The sequence below is a fragment of the Mesorhizobium sp. M0894 genome, from assembly GCF_040319725.1.
Classification (GTDB): domain Bacteria; phylum Pseudomonadota; class Alphaproteobacteria; order Rhizobiales; family Rhizobiaceae; genus Mesorhizobium.
Genome location: NZ_JAMYOG010000007.1, coordinates 257,622 through 278,328, shown reverse-complemented (window position 1 = coordinate 278,328; position 20,707 = coordinate 257,622). Strand labels below are relative to the sequence as shown.

General features: G+C 64.5%; 14 protein-coding genes. 12 read left to right on the top strand and 2 right to left on the bottom strand.

What is annotated here, in order from left to right; translation table 11 throughout:
• Positions 1 to 239 precede the first annotated feature (239 nt).
• From NKH91_RS16625 to NKH91_RS16570, 12 genes are all read left to right on the top strand, one after another.
• Positions 240 to 869, top strand: coding sequence for a hypothetical protein (locus tag NKH91_RS16625; protein ID WP_502895880.1), 630 nt, complete (start codon positions 240 to 242; stop codon positions 867 to 869).
• Positions 866 to 1,186: a hypothetical protein gene (locus NKH91_RS16620; RefSeq protein WP_031193328.1), complete on the top strand. Its 321-nt coding sequence runs from the start codon at positions 866 to 868 to the stop codon at positions 1,184 to 1,186. Before NKH91_RS16625 ends, NKH91_RS16620 begins: the two co-directional genes overlap by 4 nt.
• Before the next feature lie 95 nt (positions 1,187 to 1,281).
• Positions 1,282 to 2,175 carry a class II glutamine amidotransferase gene (locus tag NKH91_RS16615; RefSeq protein WP_023716765.1) on the top strand — a complete coding sequence of 298 codons (894 nt, stop codon included), beginning with the start codon at positions 1,282 to 1,284 and terminating at the stop codon, positions 2,173 to 2,175.
• Between the two features lie 4 nt (positions 2,176 to 2,179).
• Positions 2,180 to 2,914: a GltB/FmdC/FwdC-like GXGXG domain-containing protein gene (locus NKH91_RS16610; RefSeq protein WP_352484122.1), complete on the top strand. Its 735-nt coding sequence runs from the start codon at positions 2,180 to 2,182 to the stop codon at positions 2,912 to 2,914.
• 6 nt (positions 2,915 to 2,920) lie between these two features.
• Positions 2,921 to 4,249 carry an FMN-binding glutamate synthase family protein gene (locus tag NKH91_RS16605; protein ID WP_023716763.1) on the top strand — a complete coding sequence of 443 codons (1,329 nt, stop codon included), beginning with the start codon at positions 2,921 to 2,923 and terminating at the stop codon, positions 4,247 to 4,249.
• Between the two features lie 34 nt (positions 4,250 to 4,283).
• Positions 4,284 to 5,591 (top strand): type III glutamate--ammonia ligase, encoded by a 1,308-nt coding sequence (gene glnT, locus NKH91_RS16600; RefSeq protein WP_352484123.1) that lies wholly within the window; start codon positions 4,284 to 4,286, stop codon positions 5,589 to 5,591.
• Positions 5,592 to 5,627: 36 nt separating this feature from the next.
• Positions 5,628 to 6,881, top strand: coding sequence for a sarcosine oxidase subunit beta family protein (locus NKH91_RS16595; RefSeq protein ID WP_352639033.1), 1,254 nt, complete (start codon positions 5,628 to 5,630; stop codon positions 6,879 to 6,881).
• Between the two features lie 16 nt (positions 6,882 to 6,897).
• Positions 6,898 to 7,173 (top strand): sarcosine oxidase subunit delta, encoded by a 276-nt coding sequence (locus NKH91_RS16590; RefSeq protein WP_352639032.1) that lies wholly within the window; start codon positions 6,898 to 6,900, stop codon positions 7,171 to 7,173.
• On the top strand, positions 7,173 to 10,157 hold the full coding sequence (locus NKH91_RS16585) for a sarcosine oxidase subunit alpha (protein WP_352639031.1): 2,985 nt from the start codon (positions 7,173 to 7,175) through the stop codon (positions 10,155 to 10,157). The genes NKH91_RS16590 and NKH91_RS16585 overlap by 1 nt, the downstream gene beginning before the upstream one ends.
• Positions 10,150 to 10,779, top strand: a complete 630-nt coding sequence (locus NKH91_RS16580) for a sarcosine oxidase subunit gamma (RefSeq protein WP_352884676.1) — start codon at positions 10,150 to 10,152, stop codon at positions 10,777 to 10,779. The genes NKH91_RS16585 and NKH91_RS16580 overlap by 8 nt, the downstream gene beginning before the upstream one ends.
• Before the next feature lie 309 nt (positions 10,780 to 11,088).
• Positions 11,089 to 13,458: a trimethylamine N-oxide demethylase gene (locus NKH91_RS16575; RefSeq protein WP_352639028.1), complete on the top strand. Its 2,370-nt coding sequence runs from the start codon at positions 11,089 to 11,091 to the stop codon at positions 13,456 to 13,458.
• Between the two features lie 394 nt (positions 13,459 to 13,852).
• A complete protein-coding gene (locus NKH91_RS16570; RefSeq protein WP_352850465.1) occupies positions 13,853 to 15,562 on the top strand; it encodes a trimethylamine N-oxide permease in 1,710 nt (569 codons plus the stop codon).
• A 258-nt stretch (positions 15,563 to 15,820) separates the two neighbouring features.
• Here NKH91_RS16570 and NKH91_RS16565 read toward each other — a convergent pair whose 3' ends face one another.
• Positions 15,821 to 17,308, bottom strand: coding sequence for an aldehyde dehydrogenase family protein (locus NKH91_RS16565; protein ID WP_023716755.1), 1,488 nt, complete (start codon positions 17,306 to 17,308; stop codon positions 15,821 to 15,823).
• 70 nt (positions 17,309 to 17,378) lie between these two features.
• A complete protein-coding gene (locus NKH91_RS16560) occupies positions 17,379 to 20,513 on the bottom strand; it encodes an efflux RND transporter permease subunit (RefSeq protein WP_023716754.1) in 3,135 nt (1,044 codons plus the stop codon).
• Between the last annotated feature and the right edge of the window lie 194 nt (positions 20,514 to 20,707).

Here is a 20,707-nt window from a genome sequence, read left to right as displayed (position 1 = left end):
CCGAATTGCGAAGGGCAATTCGGGGCAATCCGACCTCTCCCCGGGGGGAGAGGGGTCGCCAGCGTTGACGCCAGCCTCTTCTCCCCAGCGGGGAGAAGGTGGCCGCGAAGCGGCCGGATGAGGGGGACTCCATACGCAATAGCCCTGCTCCAAAACGGGGCGGGCATTTGCGTGACGAGGTGCGTTAGGTGATCTCAGCATTGCTCGCCGGGGCGGTTGCCCTGGCTCTCGTCCTCCACATGACCTGGCTTGCGCGCGCCAACCGCAACAAGGCTTCGACCGCGCTTGCCGCCGACGAAGCGGGACTTCGCGAAATCATTCCCGACGTGGCCAACGTCTCGGACGGCACCGCCGGCGTCGTCACCTTCGCCGGCTCGTGGAACGGCCGGCGGGTGCAGGTACGGACCATCGTTGACACGCTGGCGATCAGGAAGCTGCCAGCGCGCTGGCTGAGCGTTTCGATCAACGAAAAAGTCGCGGTGCCAGGCACTTTCGACATGATGATGCGGCCAGGATCGCCGACGACTTTTTCCAATTTCGATCATCTCGACCATACACTGCCGAAGGCGGCGGGATTTCCAGCCGAAGCGGTGCTGCGGAGCGACCGCAAGGGCGTGCGCTTCCCTGACGCCATTATCACCGACCACCTCGATGTCTTTGTCGAGGGGCGCGCCAAGGAATTGCTGATCACGCCGAACGGCGTGCGCATCGTCTGGCTGCTGGCCGAGGCCGAGCGGGCGCGCTATGGCGTGTTCCGGCAAGCCGAATTCGGCACGGTCAGGCTCGATCCGGCGCTGGTCGAGAGGCTGCTGTCGTCGGCGTCGGCACTGCGCGATGCCATCAATCAAAGCGAACGGCAAGCGGCATGAGCAGGCAGAGCACCACCTCCCCCGCGCCACCGAACCCGTATCTGGTTCTCGGCGCCGCGATCGTCCTGCCGGCGAGCGGGCATGTCGTGCTAGGCGTGCCGGTGCGCGGCCTGCAGTTCCTGTTTTTCATGGTGATCCTGGCCTGGGTCACCGCCAAGATCGCGCCGCCGGATGCCAGCTTCATCGGCCGGCATGCCGGCGGCTTCCTGATCTATGCCCTGTCGATCCTGGATGCCTACAAGATCGCCCGCGTCCGCCATGCCAAATGGGTTCACAATGGCGGCAAGCGCAGCGATAGTGCGGCCGGCAGCGCCTGAGCCGATATATAACGACAGGAAAATTTTTTTCATACTAATTGAATTCCCGGGACTCATTCGATACATCTCCAAGGGAACAAATCTCGGAGCCTGACATGTGCGGAATCGTCGGACTGTTTTTGAAGGACAAGTCGCTTGAGCCCCAGCTTGGCGCGATGCTGTCGGAGATGCTGATCTCGCTCAGCGATCGCGGTCCCGACAGCGCCGGCATCGCCATCTATGGCGCGTCTTCCAATGAAGCCAAGATCACCATCCAGTCGGCCAAGCCGGAGCGCGATTTCCGCGGCCTCGACGCCGACCTCGCCAAGGCGATCGGCGCGCCGGTGAGCTTGGCTGCGAAGTCGACGCATGCGGTGGTCAGGACGACGCCTGCCAAGATCGACGAAGCGCGCGAGGCGATCCAGGCGCTGCGCCCCGACATCCGCATCATGGGCGCCGGCGACGTCGTCGAGATCTACAAGGAAGTCGGCTTGCCGGAAGCGGTCGTCGATCGGTTCGGCGTCCGCGAGATGACCGGCACGCACGGCATCGGCCATACCCGCATGGCGACCGAATCGGCGGTGACGACGATGGGCGCGCATCCGTTCTCGACCGGCGCCGACCAGTGCCTGGTGCATAATGGCTCGCTGTCCAACCACAACAATGTCCGCCGCGAGCTGATCCGCGAAGGCATGACATTCGAGACCGAGAACGACACCGAAGTCGCGGCCGCCTATCTCTCCTCGCAGATGGCGCATGGCAAGAACCTCGGCGAGGCGCTGGAAGGCACGCTGAGCGACCTCGACGGCTTCTTCACCTTCGTCGTCGGCACCAAGAACGGCTTCGGCGTGGTGCGCGATCCGATCGCCTGCAAGCCCGCCGTGATGGCCGAAACCGACCAGTATGTCGCCTTCGGCTCGGAATATCGTGCGCTCACCAAACTGCCCGGCATAGACAATGCGAAGGTCTGGGAACCCGAGCCGGCAACCGTCTACTTCTGGGAGCATTGATCGTATGCCGGCAATCAACCTCTCCAAGGCCGCGCGTGAGCCGGGCCAGGCAGCGAGGGTCTTCGACCTGGCCGAAATGTCGCTGCGCGAGCTCAACCAGGCGCTGCACGATCTGGTCCCCGGTTCAAATGAGACCGCCTGGGAAGTACTGCACCCGCGCGGCAGCCATTCGGTCGCCGTCGGCGTCGACCAGCCGGTCGCCATCGATGTCCGCGGCAGCGTCGGCTATTATTGCGGCGGCATGAACGACGGCGGCACCATCACCGTGCATGGCTCGGCCGGGCCCGGCGTCGGCGAGAACATGATGTCCGGCCAGATCATCGTCAAAGGCGACGCAAGCCAGTACGCCGGCGCCACCGGCAGGGGCGGGCTGCTGGTCATCGAAGGCAATGCGTCGTCGCGCTGCGGCATCTCGATGAAGGGCATCGACATCGTTGTCCATGGCAATATCGGCCACATGTCGGCCTTCATGGCGCAATCCGGCAATCTCGTGGTGCTGGGCGATGCCGGCGATGCGCTCGGCGATTCCATCTACGAGGCGCGGCTTTTCGTGCGCGGCAAGGTCGAAAGCCTCGGCGCCGACTGCATCGCCAAGGAGATGCGGCCCGAACATCTGGAATTGCTGCAAAACCTGCTCGACCGTGCCGGCGTGACCGGCGTCAAGGCGGCGGAGTTCAAGCGCTACGGCTCGGCGCGCACGCTTTACAATTTCAATATCGACAACGCCGATGCGTATTGAGGCAGCATGACCTATCGCAACCCGCCGACGACGCCGCGCAAATCCGCGACCTTCGACGACTATACGCTTTCCGAGATCCGCCGCGCCGCGGCGACCGGCATCTATGATATCAGGGGCGCCGGCGCCAAGCGCAAGCTTCCGCATTTCGACGACCTTCTGTTCCTCGGCGCTTCGATCTCCCGCTATCCGCTCGAAGGCTATCGCGAGCGCTGCGACACCAGCGTCGTGCTTGGTTCGCGCTATGCGAAGAAACCGATCGAATTGAAAATCCCGATCACCATCGCCGGCATGAGCTTCGGCTCGCTGTCCGGTCCGGCCAAGGAAGCGCTCGGCCGCGGCGCGACGCTGTCCGGCACCTCGACCACCACCGGCGACGGCGGCATGACCGAGGAAGAGCGCGGCCATTCGAAGACGCTGGTCTATCAGTATCTGCCGTCGCGCTACGGCATGAACCCGCGCGATCTGCGCCGCGCCGACGCGATCGAAGTGGTCGTCGGCCAGGGCGCCAAGCCCGGCGGCGGCGGCATGCTGCTCGGCCAGAAGATTTCCGACCGCGTCGCCGAAATGCGCACGCTGCCGAAAGGCATCGATCAGCGCTCGGCCTCGCGCCACCCCGACTGGACCGGACCCGACGACCTCGAGATCAAGATCCTCGAATTGCGCGAAATCACCGATTGGGAAAAGCCGATCTACGTCAAGGTCGGCGGCGCGCGGCCCTACTACGACACCGCCCTTGCGGTAAAGTCGGGGGCCGATGTCGTCGTCGTCGACGGCATGCAGGGCGGCACTGCGGCAACCCAGGAAGTGTTCATCGAAAATGTCGGCCAGCCGACGCTTGCCTGCATCAGGCCGGCTGTGCAGGCGCTGCAGGATCTCGGCATGCACCGCAAGGTGCAGTTGATCGTCTCCGGCGGCATACGCAACGGCGCCGACGTCGCCAAGGCGCTGGCGCTCGGCGTCGACGCGGTGTCGATCGGCACGGCAGCGCTTGTCGCGCTCGGCGACAATGACCCGCGCTGGGAAGCGGAATACAACGAGCTCGGCACAACCGCCGGCGCCTATGACGACTGGCATGAGGGACGCGACCCGGCCGGCATCACCACGCAGGATCCCGAGCTAATGAAACGGGTCGATCCGATTGCGGCCGGACGACGGCTGGCGAACTATCTTAAGGTAATGACACTTGAGGCTCAGACAATCGCCCGCGCCTGCGGCAAGAACAGCCTGCACAATCTCGAGCCCGAGGATCTTGTCGCCTTAACGATCGAAGCCGCCGCCATGGCCGGCGTGCCGCTGACCGGCACCAACTGGATACCGGGCAAGAACGGCTTCTAAGACAAACCAAAATGCCAGTAAGCGAGGAATTATAATGGGGAACGATCTCGCCGCCTTCGCCAAGGAGAAGGGCGTCAAATATTTCATGATATCCTACACCGACCTGTTCGGCGGGCAGCGTGCCAAGCTGGTGCCGGCGCAGGCGATCGCCGACATGCAGCGGGACGGCGCCGGCTTTGCCGGCTTTGCTACCTGGCTCGACCTGACGCCGGCGCATCCCGACATGCTGGCCGTGCCGGATCCGGATTCGGTGATCCAGTTGCCGTGGAAGCCCGAAGTCGCCTGGGTCGCCGCCAACTGCATGATGGACGACAAATCGGTCGAGCAGGCGCCACGCAACACGCTGAAGCGGCTGATCGCCGAGGCCGCCGGCGACGGCATGCACATCAAGACCGGCGTCGAGGCCGAGTTCTTCCTGATCTCGCCGGACGGCAAGACGATTTCGGACGAATATGACACGGCGTCGAAGCCCTGCTACGACCAGCAGGCGGTGATGCGCCGCTACGACGTCATCGCCGAGATCTGCGACCATATGCTGGCGCTCGGCTGGGGCGCCTACCAGAACGACCATGAGGACGCCAACGGCCAGTTCGAGATGAACTGGGCCTTCGACGATGCTCTGGCGACCGCCGACAAGCATTCCTTCTTCAAATTCATGGTGAAATCCGTTGCGGAAAAGCACGGCCTGCGCGCGACCTTCATGCCGAAGCCGTTCCAGGGCCTGACCGGCAATGGCTGCCATGCCCACATCTCGGTTTGGGACAGGGACGGCAAGACCAATGTCTTTGCCGATAATGCGATGGAACTCGGCCTGTCGGCCAAGGGCAGGAATTTCCTCGGCGGCATCATGAAACATGCTTCCGCGCTGGCCGCCATCACCAACCCGACGGTCAATTCCTACAAGCGCATCAACGCACCGCGCACCATCTCCGGCGCCACCTGGGCGCCGAACACCGTGACCTGGACCGGCAACAACCGCACCCACATGGTGCGCGTGCCCGGCCCCGGCCGCTTCGAGCTGCGCCTGCCCGACGGCGCGGCAAACCCCTATCTGCTGCAGGCCGTGATCATCGCCGCCGGGCTCGACGGTGTCCGCTCGAAGGCCGATCCCGGCCGGCGCTACGACATCGACATGTACCAGTTCGGCCATACGGTCGAAGGGGCGCCGAAGCTGCCGCTCAACCTGCTCGACGCATTGCGCGAGTTCGACAACGACAAATCGCTCAAGGCGGCGCTGGGTGAGGAATTCTCGTCGGCCTATCTAAAGCTCAAGCAACAGGAATGGAATTCCTATGCTTCCCACTTCACCCAGTGGGAGCGCGACCACACGCTCGACATCTGATCCGGAATTGTTGCACGCCCGGCGGGAAACAGGTTCATGAAATACTCGATCTTCTCCCTCGCCCGGGCGGCATTTTCCGGCCACAAGAACTGGCAGCGCACCTGGCGCGACGCCAGCCCGAAGAGCCACTACGACGTGGTGATCATCGGCGGCGGCGGCCATGGACTGGCGACGGCATGGTTCCTCGCCAGCGAGTACGGCATCAGGAATGTCGCGGTGCTGGAAAAAGGCTGGATCGGCTCCGGCAATGCCGGCCGCAACACCACCATCATCCGCTCCAATTACGGGCTGCCCGACAATACCGGCTTCTACGAGCTTTCGATGAAGCTGTGGGAACGTATGGAGCAGGACCTCAACTACAACACCATGGTCAGCCAGCGCGGCGTCATCAATCTCTACCATTCCGACGCGCAGCGCGACGCCTACGCACGGCGCGGCAACACCATGCGCATCAACGGCATCGATGCCGAACTGCTCGATCTGGCGGCGGTCAGGAAGATGATGCCGTTCCTGAACTTCGACAATGCGCGCTTTCCGGTGCAGGGCGGCCTCTTGCAGCGGCGCGGCGGCACGGCGCGCCATGACGCCGTGGTCTGGGGCTATGCGCATGCGGCGAGCGCGCTCGGCGTCGACATCATCCAGAATTGCGAGGTGACCGGCTTTGTCCGCGACGGCAACGGCAAGGTGACCGGCGTCGAGACGAGCCGCGGCAAGATCGGTGCGGCCAAGGTCGGCATGGCGGTCGCCGGCTCCTCGTCGCGCGTCGCGGCGATGGCCGGCATGCGGCTGCCGATCGAAAGCCATGTGCTGCAGGCCTTCGTCTCGGAGGCGATCAAGCCGCTGATCCCCAATGTCATGACCTTCGGCGCCGGCCATTTCTACGTCAGCCAATCCGACAAGGGCGGCCTGGTCTTCGGCGGCGACATCGACGGCTACAATTCCTACGCCCAGCGCGGCAATCTGCCTGTCATGGAGGACGTCTGCGAGGGCGGCATGGCGCTGATGCCGATGATCGGCCGCGTGCGGCTGCTGCGCCAGTGGGGCGGCATCATGGACATGTCGATGGACGGCTCGCCGATCATCGACAAGACGCCGGTCGTCGGGCTCTATCTCAATGCCGGCTGGTGCTATGGCGGCTTCAAGGCGACGCCCGGCTCCGGCTTGGTCTTTGCCCATCTTCTGGCGCGCGACGAGCCGCACAAGGAGGCGGCGCGCTTCCGCCTCGACCGCTTCCGGCGAGGTGCGATGATCGACGAAAAGGGCCAGGGCGCCCAACCGAACCTGCATTGAAGGCTGGCTGAAGAGCATGCGCATTGTCTGTCCCTTCTGCGGCGAACGCGAACTCGGCGAGTTCACCTATCTGGGCGACGCCAGGCCGGTGCGTCCGGCGGCCGGCGCCTCCGAAGACGAGGTCTTCGACTATGTCTATCTGCGCGACAATGTCGCCGGGCCGATGAGCGAATACTGGTATCATGGCGGCGGCTGCCGGGCCTGGCTGAAGGTCGCCCGCAACACGCTGACGCACGAGATTTCGTCGGTCGAGCCGGCTGCGGGCGTTGGTGCCGCCAAGGTGGGCGCCTGATGGTTGGCCCTGCGCAGACACACCGGCTGGAGAGCGGCGGTCTCATCGATCGCGCCGCGCCACTGAGCTTCCGCTTCGACGGCAAGAGCTTTGCCGGCTTCCAAGGCGACACGCTGGCCTCGGCGCTGATCGCCAATGGCGTGAAGCTGGTCGGCCGCTCGTTCAAATACCATCGCCCGCGCGGCATCCTGACCGCCGGGTCGGAGGAGCCCAACGCGCTGGTCGAACTGCGCAGCGGAGCGCGGCGCGAGCCCAACACCAAGGCGACCACGGCCGAGCTTTATGACGGGCTCGAGGCCGCCAGCCAGAACCGCTGGCCGTCGCTGCGCCACGATCTGATGGCGGTCAACCAGCTGTTTGCGCCGATCTTCGTCGCCGGCTTCTACTACAAGACCTTCATGTGGCCGGCGAAATTCTGGGAAGCGGTCTACGAACCGGCGATCCGCCGAGCCGCCGGTCTCGGCCGCGCCGCCGGCGTCGCCGATCCCGACCATTACGACAAGGCGTGGGCGCATTGCGACGTGCTGATCGCCGGCTCTGGCCCGGCCGGGCTCGCGGCGGCATTGGCGGCCGGGCGCAGCGGCGCCCGTGTCATCCTGTGCGAGGAAGATTTTGCGTTCGGCGGCCGTCTGCTTGCCGACGGCGGCACCATCGACAGCCTGCCGGCGGCCGAATGGATTTCGCGCACGCTGACCGAACTCGCAGCACTCCCCGATGTCCGCATCATGAACCGCACGACATTGTTCGGCGTCTATGATGGCGGCACCTATGGCGCGATCGAGCGGGTCAATGACCACCTGCCCTCCCCGCCAGAGCACCAGGTGCGCCAAAGGCTATGGCGGATCGTGGCTAGGCGCTGCGTCGTTGCCGCCGGCGCCATCGAGCGGCCGATCGTGTTTGCCGGCAACGACACGCCCGGCGTGATGATGGCTTCGGCGATGCGGACCTATGTCGCGCGCTACGCGGCGGCGCCGGCAAAGAGGATCGCGCTGTTCACCAACAATGCGGATGGCTGGCGCATGGTCGAGACCGCGCTCGCCGCCGGATTGCAGATCGCGGCGGTCGTCGATGCGCGCCCGGACGTCTCCGCCGCACATCGCGCGCTCGCCGCCAAGGCCGGCTTTCCGGTGCTCAGCGGCTCGGTCAACGGGGTCGAAGGCGGCAAGGACGGCGTGCGGAAAATCGCGATCTCGCTGACCGGCGGCGCACGTGCGAAAGTCGAAGCCGACGGGCTTGCCGTCTCCGGCGGCTGGAATCCGGCGGTCGGGCTGACCTCCTACCATCGCGGCCGGCCGAAATGGCAGGACGACATCGCAGCCTTCGTCCCGGACGGTGCGCCTCCGGGCATGATGGCCGCAGGCGCCGCCAACGGCGCCTTCGGGTTGGGCGACTGCCTGCGCCAGGGCTTTGCCGCAGGAGCGGCGGCAGCACAGAGGGCCGGGCGCAGCGGCAATGCCGGCACATCGCCGGTTGCCGACAGCGAGGCGTTTTCGCTAACGCCGCTCTGGCATGTCGCCGGCAAAGGGAAAGCCTTCGTCGATTACCAGCATGACGTGACCGCGTCCGACATCGAACTGGCGCAGCGCGAAGGCTTCGAGTCGATCGAGCATCTGAAGCGCTATACGACGCTCGGCATGGCCACCGACCAGGGCAAGACCTCGAACTTCGCCGGCCTCGCCATCATGGCTGCGTTGTCAGGCAAATCCATTCCCGAGACCGGCACGACGATCTACCGCCCGCCCTATGTGCCGGTCGCTATCGGCGCCTTCGCCGGCCATCATCGCGACGAGAATTTTCATGCGACACGGTTGACGCCGTCGCATCACTGGGCAGCCGAACAAGGCGCGGTGTTCGTCGACACCGGCCTGTGGAAGCGCGCGCAATGGTACCCGCGCGCCGGCGAAAAGGACTGGCTGGAATCGGTCACCCGCGAGGTCAAGGCGGTGCGCTCCGGCGTTGGCTTCTGCGACGTCTCGACGCTCGGCAAGATCGACGTGCACGGTCCGGATGCCGGCGCCTTCCTCGACCGCGTCTACATCAACACCTTTTCCAATCTTGCCGTCGGCAAAGCCCGCTACGGGCTGATGCTGCGCGAGGACGGCATCGTCTATGACGACGGCACCACATCGCGGCTGGCCGAGGACCATTATTTCCTGACCACCACCACCGCCAAGGCCGGGCTGGTGATGCAGCATCTCGAATTCTGCCGCCAGGTGCTATTTCCTGAGTTCGACGTGCAGCTCACCTCCGTCTCCGACCAGTGGGCGCAATTCTCGATCGCCGGGCCGAAGACCCGGGACCTGCTCCGGGAAATCGTCGATCCGGCCGAGGATCTGTCGAATGAGGGTTTTCCGTTCATGGGCGCGCGCGAGGTATCGCTTCGCGGCGGCACCAGGGCGCGGCTGTTCCGCATCTCGTTCTCCGGCGAGATGGCCTTCGAGATTTCGGTTCCCGCCCGCTACGGCGACGCGCTGGTGCGCAATTTGATGCTGGCCGGGAAGCCATTCGGCGTTACGCCCTACGGCACCGAGGCGCTCGGCGTCATGCGCATCGAAAAGGGCCATGTCGCCGGGCCGGAGCTGAACGGCACGACGACGGCCGCCGACCTCGGCCTCGGCAAGATGATGTCGACCAAGAAGGATTTCATTGGCCGCGTCATGGCCGGGCGCGAGGCGCTGGTCGCGCCGGACCGGCAGGTCGTCGTCGGGATCAAGCCGGTCGACAAGACGCGCCGCCTGCGTTCCGGCGCGCATATTATCCCGAAGGGCGAGACGCCCGGTCCCGCCAACGACCAGGGCTACGTCACCTCGGTCTGCTTCTCGCCGGTGCTCGACCAGTGGATCGGGCTTGGCCTGGTCGAGCGCGGCCGCGAGCGCATCGGCGAGATCGTCCATGCGCATGACCCGCTGCGCGGCGAGGACTACGATGTCGAGCTGTGCAGCCCCGTCTTCTACGATCCGGATGGAGGGCGCCAGCGTGGTTGAGTTGTCCTGGATTGCCCGCAGTCCGCTGGAGAAAGCGCTCGTCGTCGGCGCCCATGGCGCGCGCGGCACCGAGGCCGGCGTTTGGCTGACGGAAATCCGCAATTTCGACCTGATCCAGGTGATGGCGCGGCGCGGCAAAACGGCGGAGCTGGCAAAAGCTGCCCAGGCCCGTTTCGACGTTGCCGCACCGGAAACGCCCAAGGCGGTCCAAGTTCCCGACGCTACGCTGATCTGGTCGGGACCGGATCAGTTCCTCGTCCTGTCGAAAGGCGCCAAGCACGCGATCGAACCGCTGAGCCAGGCGTTCTCGCAATCCGCCTCGCTGTCGGACCAGTCGCATGCCCGCGTCCTGATCAGCGTTTCGGGAGAAAAGGCGCGCGCGATGTTGGCCAAACTGTCGTCGTTAGACCTGCACCCGGCGGCGTTCCCGGCCGGCACCGCTGCCGCGACATCGATCGACCATACCAGCGTCAATCTGTGGCGCGGCCATGACCGGCCGGATAGGCAGGCGGTGTTCAATCTCCTGGTGTTCGCGACGTTTGCCGAAAGCCTGTGGCACACGATGCTCGATGCCGCCGCGGAGTATGGCGTCGACATCGGGCATTCCGAGGAATTGGCATAGCCTTGGCGCGTCTTCCCTTCTCCCCTTGTGGGGTCCGAAGGACGGGACGAGACCCGTGGCTCGCCCCAGGGCGGTGGATCGGCGCGCAGCGCCGAGACGGATGAGGGGTGTTCCAGCGGAGTGAGAGGCTGGCGTTCCCTGGAACACCCCTCATCCGTCGCCTTCGGCGACACCTTCTCCCCCAAGTCCAAGGGGAGAAGGGGGAGCTTGTGCCACCTTCACCTTGCCAACTCCGGCTCTTCTGCCCTATTCTTCCCGCTAAAATAATTTCACGCACAGGCAAACTTGTTTCTCGAAACCAGGGTTGAGATGAGCCAGTCGCCCTACCCCGTAATCGCCGCCGGACCGCCCCGGCCGAGTCTGATCCTGCGGCCAGGCCAGATCGCGCTGCCGGCCGGGATGGAGCGCTATTCGGTTCAGGGCAATGGCGCGGTGCTGATCGAGGTCGAGGCCGGCGACAGCATCACTGTGCGCAATGTCGAGGGCGGGCAGGCCTGCGAGCTGCTGGTGTGGGACAGCACCGGCGTAACCGATCCCGGTATTCTCGGCGAAAAATCGAACAGCAATGCCGCCGGCATTAAGGCGCTGCTGGCCGATAGCGACGATAGCCTCGCTTCCTTGCGCCGAGGCCTCGAACGTCGCCAGGTACAGCTAGATCAGGCAAAGGCGGTCCGCGTCTTCGGCGGCTCCACCCCTGCCGGCACCGAACAGAGCTTTGCGATCGCCCGCGACGGCTCGATGCTCGTCGCTGCACCCGGCGGTCCGATGCTGGTCGACGGCCACGATACCGCAACGCCGCTCAGCGTCATCCTGCGCCGCGCCACGATCCGTCCAGCTGCGAAGTCGCGGCTTGCCGACCCGCTGGCCGATCCGGTGCTCGATCTGCGCGTCCATTCGGCGACGGCGGAAGCCTATTTCGTCAAAGCCGGCGACTATCTGCAGATCATCGATGTCGACGGGCGCCAATGCACCGACTTCCAGTGCTTTTCGGCGCGCAAGCTGGACAAGGGCCGCGATCATCCGCTCGACGTGACGACGACGCGCACGCTGATGGGTTCGAGCTATCCGATGCCCGGGCTGCACTCGAAATATTATGACCAGGACATGGAGCCGCTGGTCGAGGTTATCCAGGACACTTGCGGCCGCCACGATGCATTCGCGCTCGCCTGCGCTGCCAAATATTACGACGACATCGGCTATCCCGGCCATCCCAACTGCTCGGAGAATTTCAACCGCGCGCTGGCCGACAAGGGCGTGACGCCCCGCGCCGGCTGGATGGCGATCAACTTCTTCTTCAACACGGCCATCGACGCGCATGGCGTCGTGGTTTCCGACGAGCCGTGGTCGCGGCCGGGCGACTATGTGCTGCTGCGGGCGCTGACCGACATCGTCTGCGTCTCGTCCGCCTGCCCCGACGATACGACGCCGGCCAATGGCTGGAACCCGACCGACATCCATGTGCGGACCTATTCCGGCCAGCACAAATTCTCGCGAGCGATCGCCAGACGCATGACGCCCGATTCGGAGCCGAAAATGACCCGCGAGACCGCCTTTCATTCGAGCTTTGCCAAGCACACCCGCAACTTCGTCGAGTACAAGGGTTATTGGCTGGCCAATTCCTTCGCCAGGCAAGGCCCGATCGACGAATACTGGGCCTGCCGGCAGGATGCAGTGATCATGGACCTGTCGCCGCTGCGCAAGTTCGAGATCACCGGCCCGGATTCGGAAGCGCTGCTGCAATACACGCTGACCCGCGACATCAGGAAGCTCGGCGTCGGCCAGGTCGTCTATTCCGCCATGTGCTACGAGCATGGCGGCATGATCGACGACGGCACGCTGCTTCGGCTGGGCAAGGATAATTTCCGCTGGGTTGGCGGCGACGATCTATCCGGCGAATGGCTGCGCGAAATGGCGACGAAACTCGGCCTTACCGTGCTGGTGCGTTCATCGACCGACCAGATGCACAATGTCGCCGTGCAGGGACCGAAAAGCCGCGACATTCTCAGGCAGATCATCTGGACCTCGCCGCTGCAGCCGTCGATCGACGAGCTCGAGTGGTTCCGCTTTGCCGTCGCCCGCATCGGCGGCGGCAACGGCATTCCGGTCGTCGTTTCGCGCACCGGTTACACCGGCGAGCTCGGCTACGAGATCTGGTGCCATCCGCGCGACGCCGAAAAGGTGTTCGACGCCATCTGGGAGGCCGGCCAGCCGCACGGCCTGAAGCCGATGGGGCTGCAAGCGCTCGACATGGTGCGCATCGAGGCCGGGCTGATCTTTGCCGGCTACGAGTTCTCCGACCAGACCGACCCCTTCGAGGCCGGCATCGGCTTCACCGTGCCGCTAAAGACCAAGACCGACGATTTCATCGGCCGCGAGGCGCTGATCCGCCGCAAGGAAAACCCCCAGAAGAAGCTGGTCGGCCTCGACATCGACGCCAATGTCGCGGTCGGCCACGGCGACTGCGTGCATGTCGGCCGCGCCCAGGTCGGCGTCGTCACCTCAGGCATGCGTTCGCCGGTGCTGAACAAGAATATCGCGCTGGCCAGGCTCGACGTCGCGCATTCGGCGATTGGCACCGAGGTCGAGATCGGCAAGCTCGACGGCCACAGCAAGCGGCTGCCGGCGCGCGTCGTCGCCATTGCCCACTACGATCCGCAGAAGACCCGGCCGCGCTCCTGATCGACGCTGCCTGGTTCTTCCCTTCTCCCTTGTGGGAGAAGGTGGATTGGCGCGCAGCGCCAAGACGGTTGAGGGGCGCTGGACGAAGTGCGGTTTTGCCAAGCTGGAACACCCCTCATCCGACCGAGCTTCGCTCGGCCACCTTCTCCCACAAGGGGAGAAGGAAAGACCGCACCCGTTGGCAGCGCCAACGAAGCTCGACTGTTTCACAAGCGCAATGTGCACAGCGTCACAAACCGCTTGACCTGAAAGCGCGTTGGGTCAATCTTCACTGCTAAGAATAAAATACTACTGAGCGGAAAACGCTTGGGCCGTTCAACGTGAGCGTCGATGACGCCTCGCGAGATTGCGGCTGTTGCCGATGGGGAACATCAAAAATGGGGAATTCGCGTAAATGAGCACGATAGTCACCACCCTGGTGCCGCCTGCCGAAGGGCAGCTGCACCGAAACATCGATTGGCGCGGCGCCTTTTGGGTGGCAAGCGGCGTTCCGGCCCTTGTCCTGTTTTCGATCGGCGGCATTGCCGGCACCACCGGAACGCTGGCCTTCATGATCTGGACCGCATCCATGATCATGGGCTTCCTGCAATCCTTCACCTATGCGGAAATCGCCGGCCTGTTCCCGAACAAGTCCGGCGGCGCCTCGATCTATGGCGCCACCGCGTGGCTGCGCTATTCGAAATTCATCGCGCCGCTTTCGGTGTGGTGCAACTGGTTCGCCTGGTCGCCGGTGCTGTCGCTCGGCTGCTCGATCGCCGCCGCCTATATCCTCAATGCGCTGGCGCCGGTGCCGCTGTTCACCGACACTTCGCCGGAAGTCGCCGCCTATATCGCGGCCCATGCCGGAACCAGCGCCGCCGACGCCATCACCGCGGTCACCACTGCGGCGACGCCGGCGATCCGCAACTGGACGCTCTACGGTCACACGCTTGGTCCGGTTTCCTTCACCTTCAACGCCACCTTCTTCATCGGCGCGGTGCTGATGCTGATCATCTTCTCGATCCAGCATCGCGGCATCTTGGGCACGGCCAATGTGCAGAAATATGTCGGCCTGCTGGTTATCATCCCGATGCTCATCGTCGGCGTGGTGCCGATCGTCACCGGCCAGATCAACTGGGCGAATTTCTCCCCGCTGGTGCCGCTCGCGGCAGCCTATGCGCCGGAGCCCGGTGCGTGGAACATCGCCGGCTGGACGCTGGTGCTCGGCGGCATGTTCATCGCGGCCTGGTCAACTTACGGTTTCGAGACCGCCGTCTGTTACACCTCCGAGTTCAAGAACCCCGGCACAGATACCTTCAAGGCGATCTTTTATTCCGGCCTGTTGTGCATGCTGCTGTTCATCCTGGTGCCATTCACCTTTCAGGGCGTGCTCGGCTTGAACGGCATGCTGGCGACGCCGATCGTCGACGGCTCCGGCGTTGCCGACGCGCTGGCCGGCATGGTCGGCGGCGGACAGTTGATCCACAGCCTGCTGGTGATGCTGATGATCCTGGCGCTGGTGCTCTGCATCATGACGGCGATGGCCGGCTCCTCGCGCACGCTCTACCAGGGTTCGGTCGATGGCTGGCTGCCGCGCTACCTCAGCCATGTCAACGAGCACGGCGCGCCGACGCGGGCGATGTGGACGGACCTGATCTTCAACCTGATCGTGCTGGCCATCGCCTCGGCCGACGCGACGAGCTTCTTCTTCATCCTGGCGGTGTCGAATTGCGGCTACATCATCTTCAATTTCCTCAACCTCAACGCCGGCTGGATCCACCGCATCGACAATGGCCACATCGCGCGGCCTTGGAAGGCGCCGAGCTGGCTGCTCGGCCTCGGCGCGATCTTTGCCTATGTCAACGCGGTCTTCATGGGCGCCGGAGCCAAGGTCTGGAACCCGATGGCATTGTGGGCCGGGCTGATCACGGCCGCCTTGATCATCCCGGTGTTCTGCTTCCGGCACTACATCCAGGACAAAGGCAAGTTCCCCGACCACATGCTGGCCGATCTCGGCATGAACTCGTCCGACCTCGCAGTGCGAAAGGCGGGCATGCTGCCCTACCTGACGCTGATCGCCGGCGTCGCGGTGATGCTGCTCGCCAACTGGCTGTTCGTCATCTGAGGCTTGCCTTGAGAGCAATTCCAGGAAAAGGTGTGAACGGTTTTCCGGCCGGAATTGCCTCAAAACAAAAAATAGAGCGGTTCGGCGTTTCCGTGAAACGATGAACCGTTCTACGGATTGGGCGCGCGATGCGCGCTCGATCGCTTGCATTTTGTTCTTGCTTTGTGCCGGCAGCTATGCTACTAATCCCGCCATGGTGCTGATTCGCCCCGAGACCCGCCGCTGAGGCGGGTTTTTCGTTTCTGGGCCTATTCTGGCTCAATCGATCTTGATGAACACGCCCTTGGTGTTGAGATATTCGTCAAGGTGTTCGGCGCCGCCCTCGCGGCCGTAGCCGCTCATCTTGTAGCCGCCGAAGGGCACGGCCGGATCGATGGCGTGATAGGTGTTGACCCAGACCGAGCCGGCGCGGATCTTTTGCGACAGCCGGTGGGCGGTGGCGAGATTTTGGGTGAAGACCCCTGCAGCCAGGCCGTAAGGCGTGTTGTTGGCCCGCTCGACCGCCTCGTCCAGCGTATCGAACGGCAAGGCTGAAATCACCGGCCCGAAGATCTCCTCGCGCGCGATCTTCATATCGTCCGAGACGCCGGCAAAGACAGTCGGCGCGACGAAATTGCCGGCGGCAAGCGCGCCTTCCACAAGCCGGGTGCCTCCGGTGACGAGTTTCGCCCCTTCTGCAGTACCGGCCTCGAGGTAACCGGTGACCCGTTGCAACTGCTTTTCGGAGACGAGCGGGCCGATCTCGGTCGCCGGGTCGATGCCGTCGCCGACCCTGAGACCCTTGGCGTATGCCGCGAGACGCTCGATGAACTCGTCATGGACCGCGCGTTCGACGAAAAGGCGCGAACCGGCGATGCAGATCTGGCCGGAATTGGCGAACACCGACATCGCGGCCACCGGCACCGCTTTGTCGAGATCGGCATCGGCGCAGACGATGACCGGCGACTTGCCGCCAAGCTCCAGCGAGACGCGCTTGAGGTTGCCGGCCGAGGCGCGCACGATCGACTGGCCGGTCGCCGTCGAGCCGGTGAAGACGATTTTGTCGACGCCCATGTGCTCGGCGAGTGCGGCGCCCGCCTCGGTGCCGGTGCCGGTGACGATGTTGACGACGCCTTCCGGGACGCCGGCCTCGTTCATGATGTCGGCGATCAGCAGTGGCGTCAGCGGCGCCTCTTCCGATGGTTTCAGCACGATGGTACAGCCGGTCGCCAGCGCCGGGCCGATTTTCCAGATCGACGCGGCGGTCGGCGCGTTCCAGGGAATGATGGCGCCGACGACGCCGACCGCCTCCTTGCGGGTGAAGGAGACGATTTCGCCGGGCAGCGAGTTCTCGATCGTCTCGCCGTGCAGCGCCGTCGCCATGCCGGCATAATAGCGCAGCATGCCGATGACGCGGTTGCGATTGGCGCGGGTGCGCACGATCGGCATACCCATGTCGGTGGTGTCGGAGAGGCTGATCTCTTCCCAGTTCTTTTCGAAGAGATCGGCGATCCTCAGCAGCAGTACCTGCCGCTCGTAAGGTTTGAGCCGGCTCCACGGTCCCTCGAACGCCTTGCGGGCGGCAGTCACCGCCAAGTCGATGTCGAGGCGGTCTCCGCGCGGCACCGTGGCGATGACCGCGCCGGTGGCAGGATTGCGGGTCTCCATGGTCCGGCCGGAGCGGGCATCGACCCAGCCACCGCCGATGAACATCTGGCGATGGCGTCCGTCGATCGGCAGCCGCAGCGGTGCCTGAGCTATGGTCATGACGGTCCTCCTCCGGCACCTACGCCTGGTGGGCGGATTAAACCGCCGGAGGTCACATTTGCCAACAGCTCTATTCGGCCGCCAGGGCCAGTTGCGGCCTTTCGTTCTTTTCTTCCGTCTCGGCCGGCTGCTCCACCACCTTCTTGGGCTCCCGGCCGAAGAACAGCGCGTAGGCTGCCGGCAGGACAAGGATGGTCAGCACCGTGGCGACCAGGATGCCGCCCATCATGGCATAGGCGAGCGGCCCCCAGAAGACGCCGCGCGAGATCGGGATCAGCGCCAGCACCGCCGTCAGCGCCGTCAGCACGATCGGCCGGAACCGGCGAACGGCCGAGCCGATGATGGCCTCGGAGCGCTCCACGCCGGCGGCGATGTCCTGGTCGATCTGATCGACCAGGATGATCGAGTTTCGCATGATGATGCCGAGCAGGGCGATAACACCGAGGATGGCGACGAAGCCGAACGGCGCACCGCTGATCAAAAGTGCCGCCGCCGCACCGATGATGCCGAGCGGACCGGTCGCCAGCACCAGCATCGCCTTCCCGAAATGCTGCAGCTGGATCATCAGCAGCACGACGATGACCGCCAGCATGACTGGAGCTTTCGCCGCAATCGAGGCCTGGCTTTCGGCCGCATCCTCGGCGCCGCCCTGGATCTCGATCTTGTAGCCGGGTGCGAGGCCGGCGCGCAGGCCCGACATCTCGCCATACATTTTCATGGCGACATCGTTCGGCTGCACGCCATCCGGCAGCGTGGCGCGTACGCTGATGGTCGGCAAGCGGTCGCGCCGCCATTCGACGCCTTGCTCCAGCACCGGGACAATCTTGGCGACCTGCGACAGCGGCACGGAGCCACCGAAATCCGTCGGGATATAGACGGAATCGACCGCCGACAGCAGGTGACGGCTTGCCTCCGGTTCGCGAGCGACGATCGAAACCGTCTCCTCGCCGTCGCGGAAGTCATCGAGCGGCGCTCCCGACATGGTCGCCTGCAGCATCTGGCGGATGCGCTGCGAGGTGACGCCGAGCGCACGGGCGCGATCCTGGTCGATCACCAGCTTCATCGCCGGCACCGGCTCCAGCCAGTCGTCGTGGATGGCGCCGAGCAGCGGATTTGCCTGGAACTTCGCCTTCACCTCGTCGGCGATGCGGCGCACCTCCTGGCGATCCGGACCCATGACGCGCATCTGCACCGGCCAGCCGGTCGGCGGACCAAGGAACAGGCGGTCGACCTTGGCGCGGATCGACGGGAAATCCTCGGCCAGGATGGTGCGCAGCTTGACAATCAGCCGCTCGCGGGCCGGTTCGTCATTGGCCATCACCAGAAGCTGGGCGAAATTCGGATTGCGAAGCTGCTGGTCGAGCGGCAGGAAGAAACGCGGCGCGCCTTCGCCGATATAGGTGGCGATGAAGCGCTTGTCCTTGTCGTCCATCATCCTGGCTTCGAGCGCCTTGGCCTGTGTCTCGACTTCCTTGATGCTGGTGCCTTCCGGCAGCCAGAGGTCGACAAGGATTTCCGGGCGCGACGATTGCGGGAAGAAATTCTGCGGGATGAACTGGAACGCCCACAGGCTGGTGGCAAAGGTCATCATCGTCATCACCAGCACGATGATGCGATGGCGCACGGCCCAGGTCACGGTCGAGCGAAGGCGACGGTAGAAGCCCGTGTCGAAGACATCGTGATGGCTGCCGGCGTGCTTGCGCTGCTTCAGGATCATGTGGCCGAGCCATGGCGTGAAATAGACCGCCGCGAACCAGGACACGACCAGCGCGATACCGACGACGTAGAACAGGGTGCGCACATATTCGCCGGCCGTCGAGGCGGCGAAACCGACGGGGATGAAGCCGGCCGTGGTGATCAGCGTGCCGGTCAGCATCGGGAAGGCGGTCGAGGAATAGGCGAAGCTCGCCGCCTCGACCTTGACCAAGCCTTCCTCGAGCTTTCGCTCCATCATTTCGACGACGATCATCGCGTCGTCGACCAAGAGGCCAAGGGCGATGATCAGCGCGCCGAGCGAGATGCGCTGCAGGTCGATGCCGAGCTCGTACATGATGGCGAAGGTGGCGGCCAGGACCAGCGGAATGACGATCGCGATCACCAGACCCGAACGCCAGCCGATCGACAGGAACGAGACGACAAGCACGATCAGCAGCGCTTCACCGAGCGCTTCCATGAACTCGGCCACCGCATCCTTGACGACTTCCGGCTGGTCGGAGACCTGGTCCACCGACACGCCGTAGGGCAGCGCCTCCTCGAAGCGCTTGTAGGTCGCTTCGACGTCCTTGCCGACGTCGGTGACGTTGAAGCCCTTGGCCATGACGACGCCGAGCTGGACGCTGTCATGGCCGTTGAAGCGGTATTTGCGCTGATAAGGGTCCTCGAGGCCGGAGGTCACGGTGGCGATGTCGCCGAGGCGCGTCACCTGGTTGCCGGCCCGCAGCCGAAGCTCGCGAATGTCGGCCGCCCTGGCCACGTCGCCTTCGACCGAGATGCGCACCGAACGCTGGCCGGTGTCGACCGAACCTGCCGGGTCGACATTGTTCTGGCCCCTGATCGCATTCTGCAGGTCGGTCAGCGTCAGGCCGCGTTCGGCAAGCACCTTGGATGAAACGTCGATGTAGAGCTTTTCCGGCTGGTCGCCGATGATCACGGCTTTCTCGACGCCGGGCGTCGTCAGCAGCATGTCGCGTGCCTGGATGGCGAATTTCTTCAGCTCGGGATAGCTGTAGCCATCGCCGCTGATCGAATGCAGGGTGATGAATGTGTCGCCGAATTCGTCGTTGAAGTAGGGCCCGAGCAAGCCCTGCGGCAGTTCATTCGAGATATCGCCGACCTTCTTGCGCACCTGATAGAACGCATCCGCGACCTGCGCGGGACTGGTGTCGCCCTTGACCTGCAAGGTGATGATGGCGCTGCCGGCGCGGGTGTAGGAGCGGACGAAATCGAGATGCGGCGTTTCCTGCAGCTTGCGCTCGATCTTGTTGACGACTTGGTCCTCCATCTCCTTGATCGAGGAGCCCGGCCAGATCGCCTGGACGACCATGACGCGGAAGGTGAAATCGGGATCTTCCTTCTGGCCCATGCGCATCAGGCCGAGCGCACCGGCGACGATGATAAGCCCGAACAGGAAGCGGGCAATGCTCGGATGGCCGATTGCCCAGCGCGAAAGATTGAAAGACCGCTTTTCAGTGGTGTCGGTGGTCATCGGCGTCAGTCCGTTTCAATTTGATCAACAGAGCACGCGCTTTCGCATGCCCAAGGAACTTCCGATGTGGGCTTCCGAGCGGCGAGGCTTTCCGAGTTGAGAGATCTACATCGCGGTGGGACACGAGGATCGATGTGGGGGTTACATCGACCTGAGATCTCGAAAATCGGGGGCGCCTGCCGCCCGGAAACCGT

Excerpts from the sequence above, each read along its gene's own strand:
- NKH91_RS16625 (WP_502895880.1), top strand. The coding sequence starts at position 240 with ATGACCTGGCTTGCGCGCGCCAACCGCAACAAGGCTTCGACCGCGCTT.
- NKH91_RS16620 (WP_031193328.1), top strand. The coding sequence starts at position 866 with ATGAGCAGGCAGAGCACCACCTCCCCCGCGCCACCGAACCCGTATCTG.
- NKH91_RS16615 (WP_023716765.1), top strand. The coding sequence starts at position 1,282 with ATGTGCGGAATCGTCGGACTGTTTTTGAAGGACAAGTCGCTTGAGCCC.
- NKH91_RS16610 (WP_352484122.1), top strand. The coding sequence starts at position 2,180 with ATGCCGGCAATCAACCTCTCCAAGGCCGCGCGTGAGCCGGGCCAGGCA.
- NKH91_RS16605 (WP_023716763.1), top strand. The coding sequence starts at position 2,921 with ATGACCTATCGCAACCCGCCGACGACGCCGCGCAAATCCGCGACCTTC.
- glnT (WP_352484123.1), top strand. The coding sequence starts at position 4,284 with ATGGGGAACGATCTCGCCGCCTTCGCCAAGGAGAAGGGCGTCAAATAT.
- NKH91_RS16595 (WP_352639033.1), top strand. The coding sequence starts at position 5,628 with ATGAAATACTCGATCTTCTCCCTCGCCCGGGCGGCATTTTCCGGCCAC.
- NKH91_RS16590 (WP_352639032.1), top strand. The coding sequence starts at position 6,898 with ATGCGCATTGTCTGTCCCTTCTGCGGCGAACGCGAACTCGGCGAGTTC.
- NKH91_RS16585 (WP_352639031.1), top strand. The coding sequence starts at position 7,173 with ATGGTTGGCCCTGCGCAGACACACCGGCTGGAGAGCGGCGGTCTCATC.
- NKH91_RS16575 (WP_352639028.1), top strand. The coding sequence starts at position 11,089 with ATGAGCCAGTCGCCCTACCCCGTAATCGCCGCCGGACCGCCCCGGCCG.
- NKH91_RS16570 (WP_352850465.1), top strand. The coding sequence starts at position 13,853 with ATGAGCACGATAGTCACCACCCTGGTGCCGCCTGCCGAAGGGCAGCTG.
- NKH91_RS16565 (WP_023716755.1), bottom strand. The coding sequence starts at position 17,308 with ATGACCATAGCTCAGGCACCGCTGCGGCTGCCGATCGACGGACGCCAT.
- NKH91_RS16560 (WP_023716754.1), bottom strand. The coding sequence starts at position 20,513 with ATGACCACCGACACCACTGAAAAGCGGTCTTTCAATCTTTCGCGCTGG.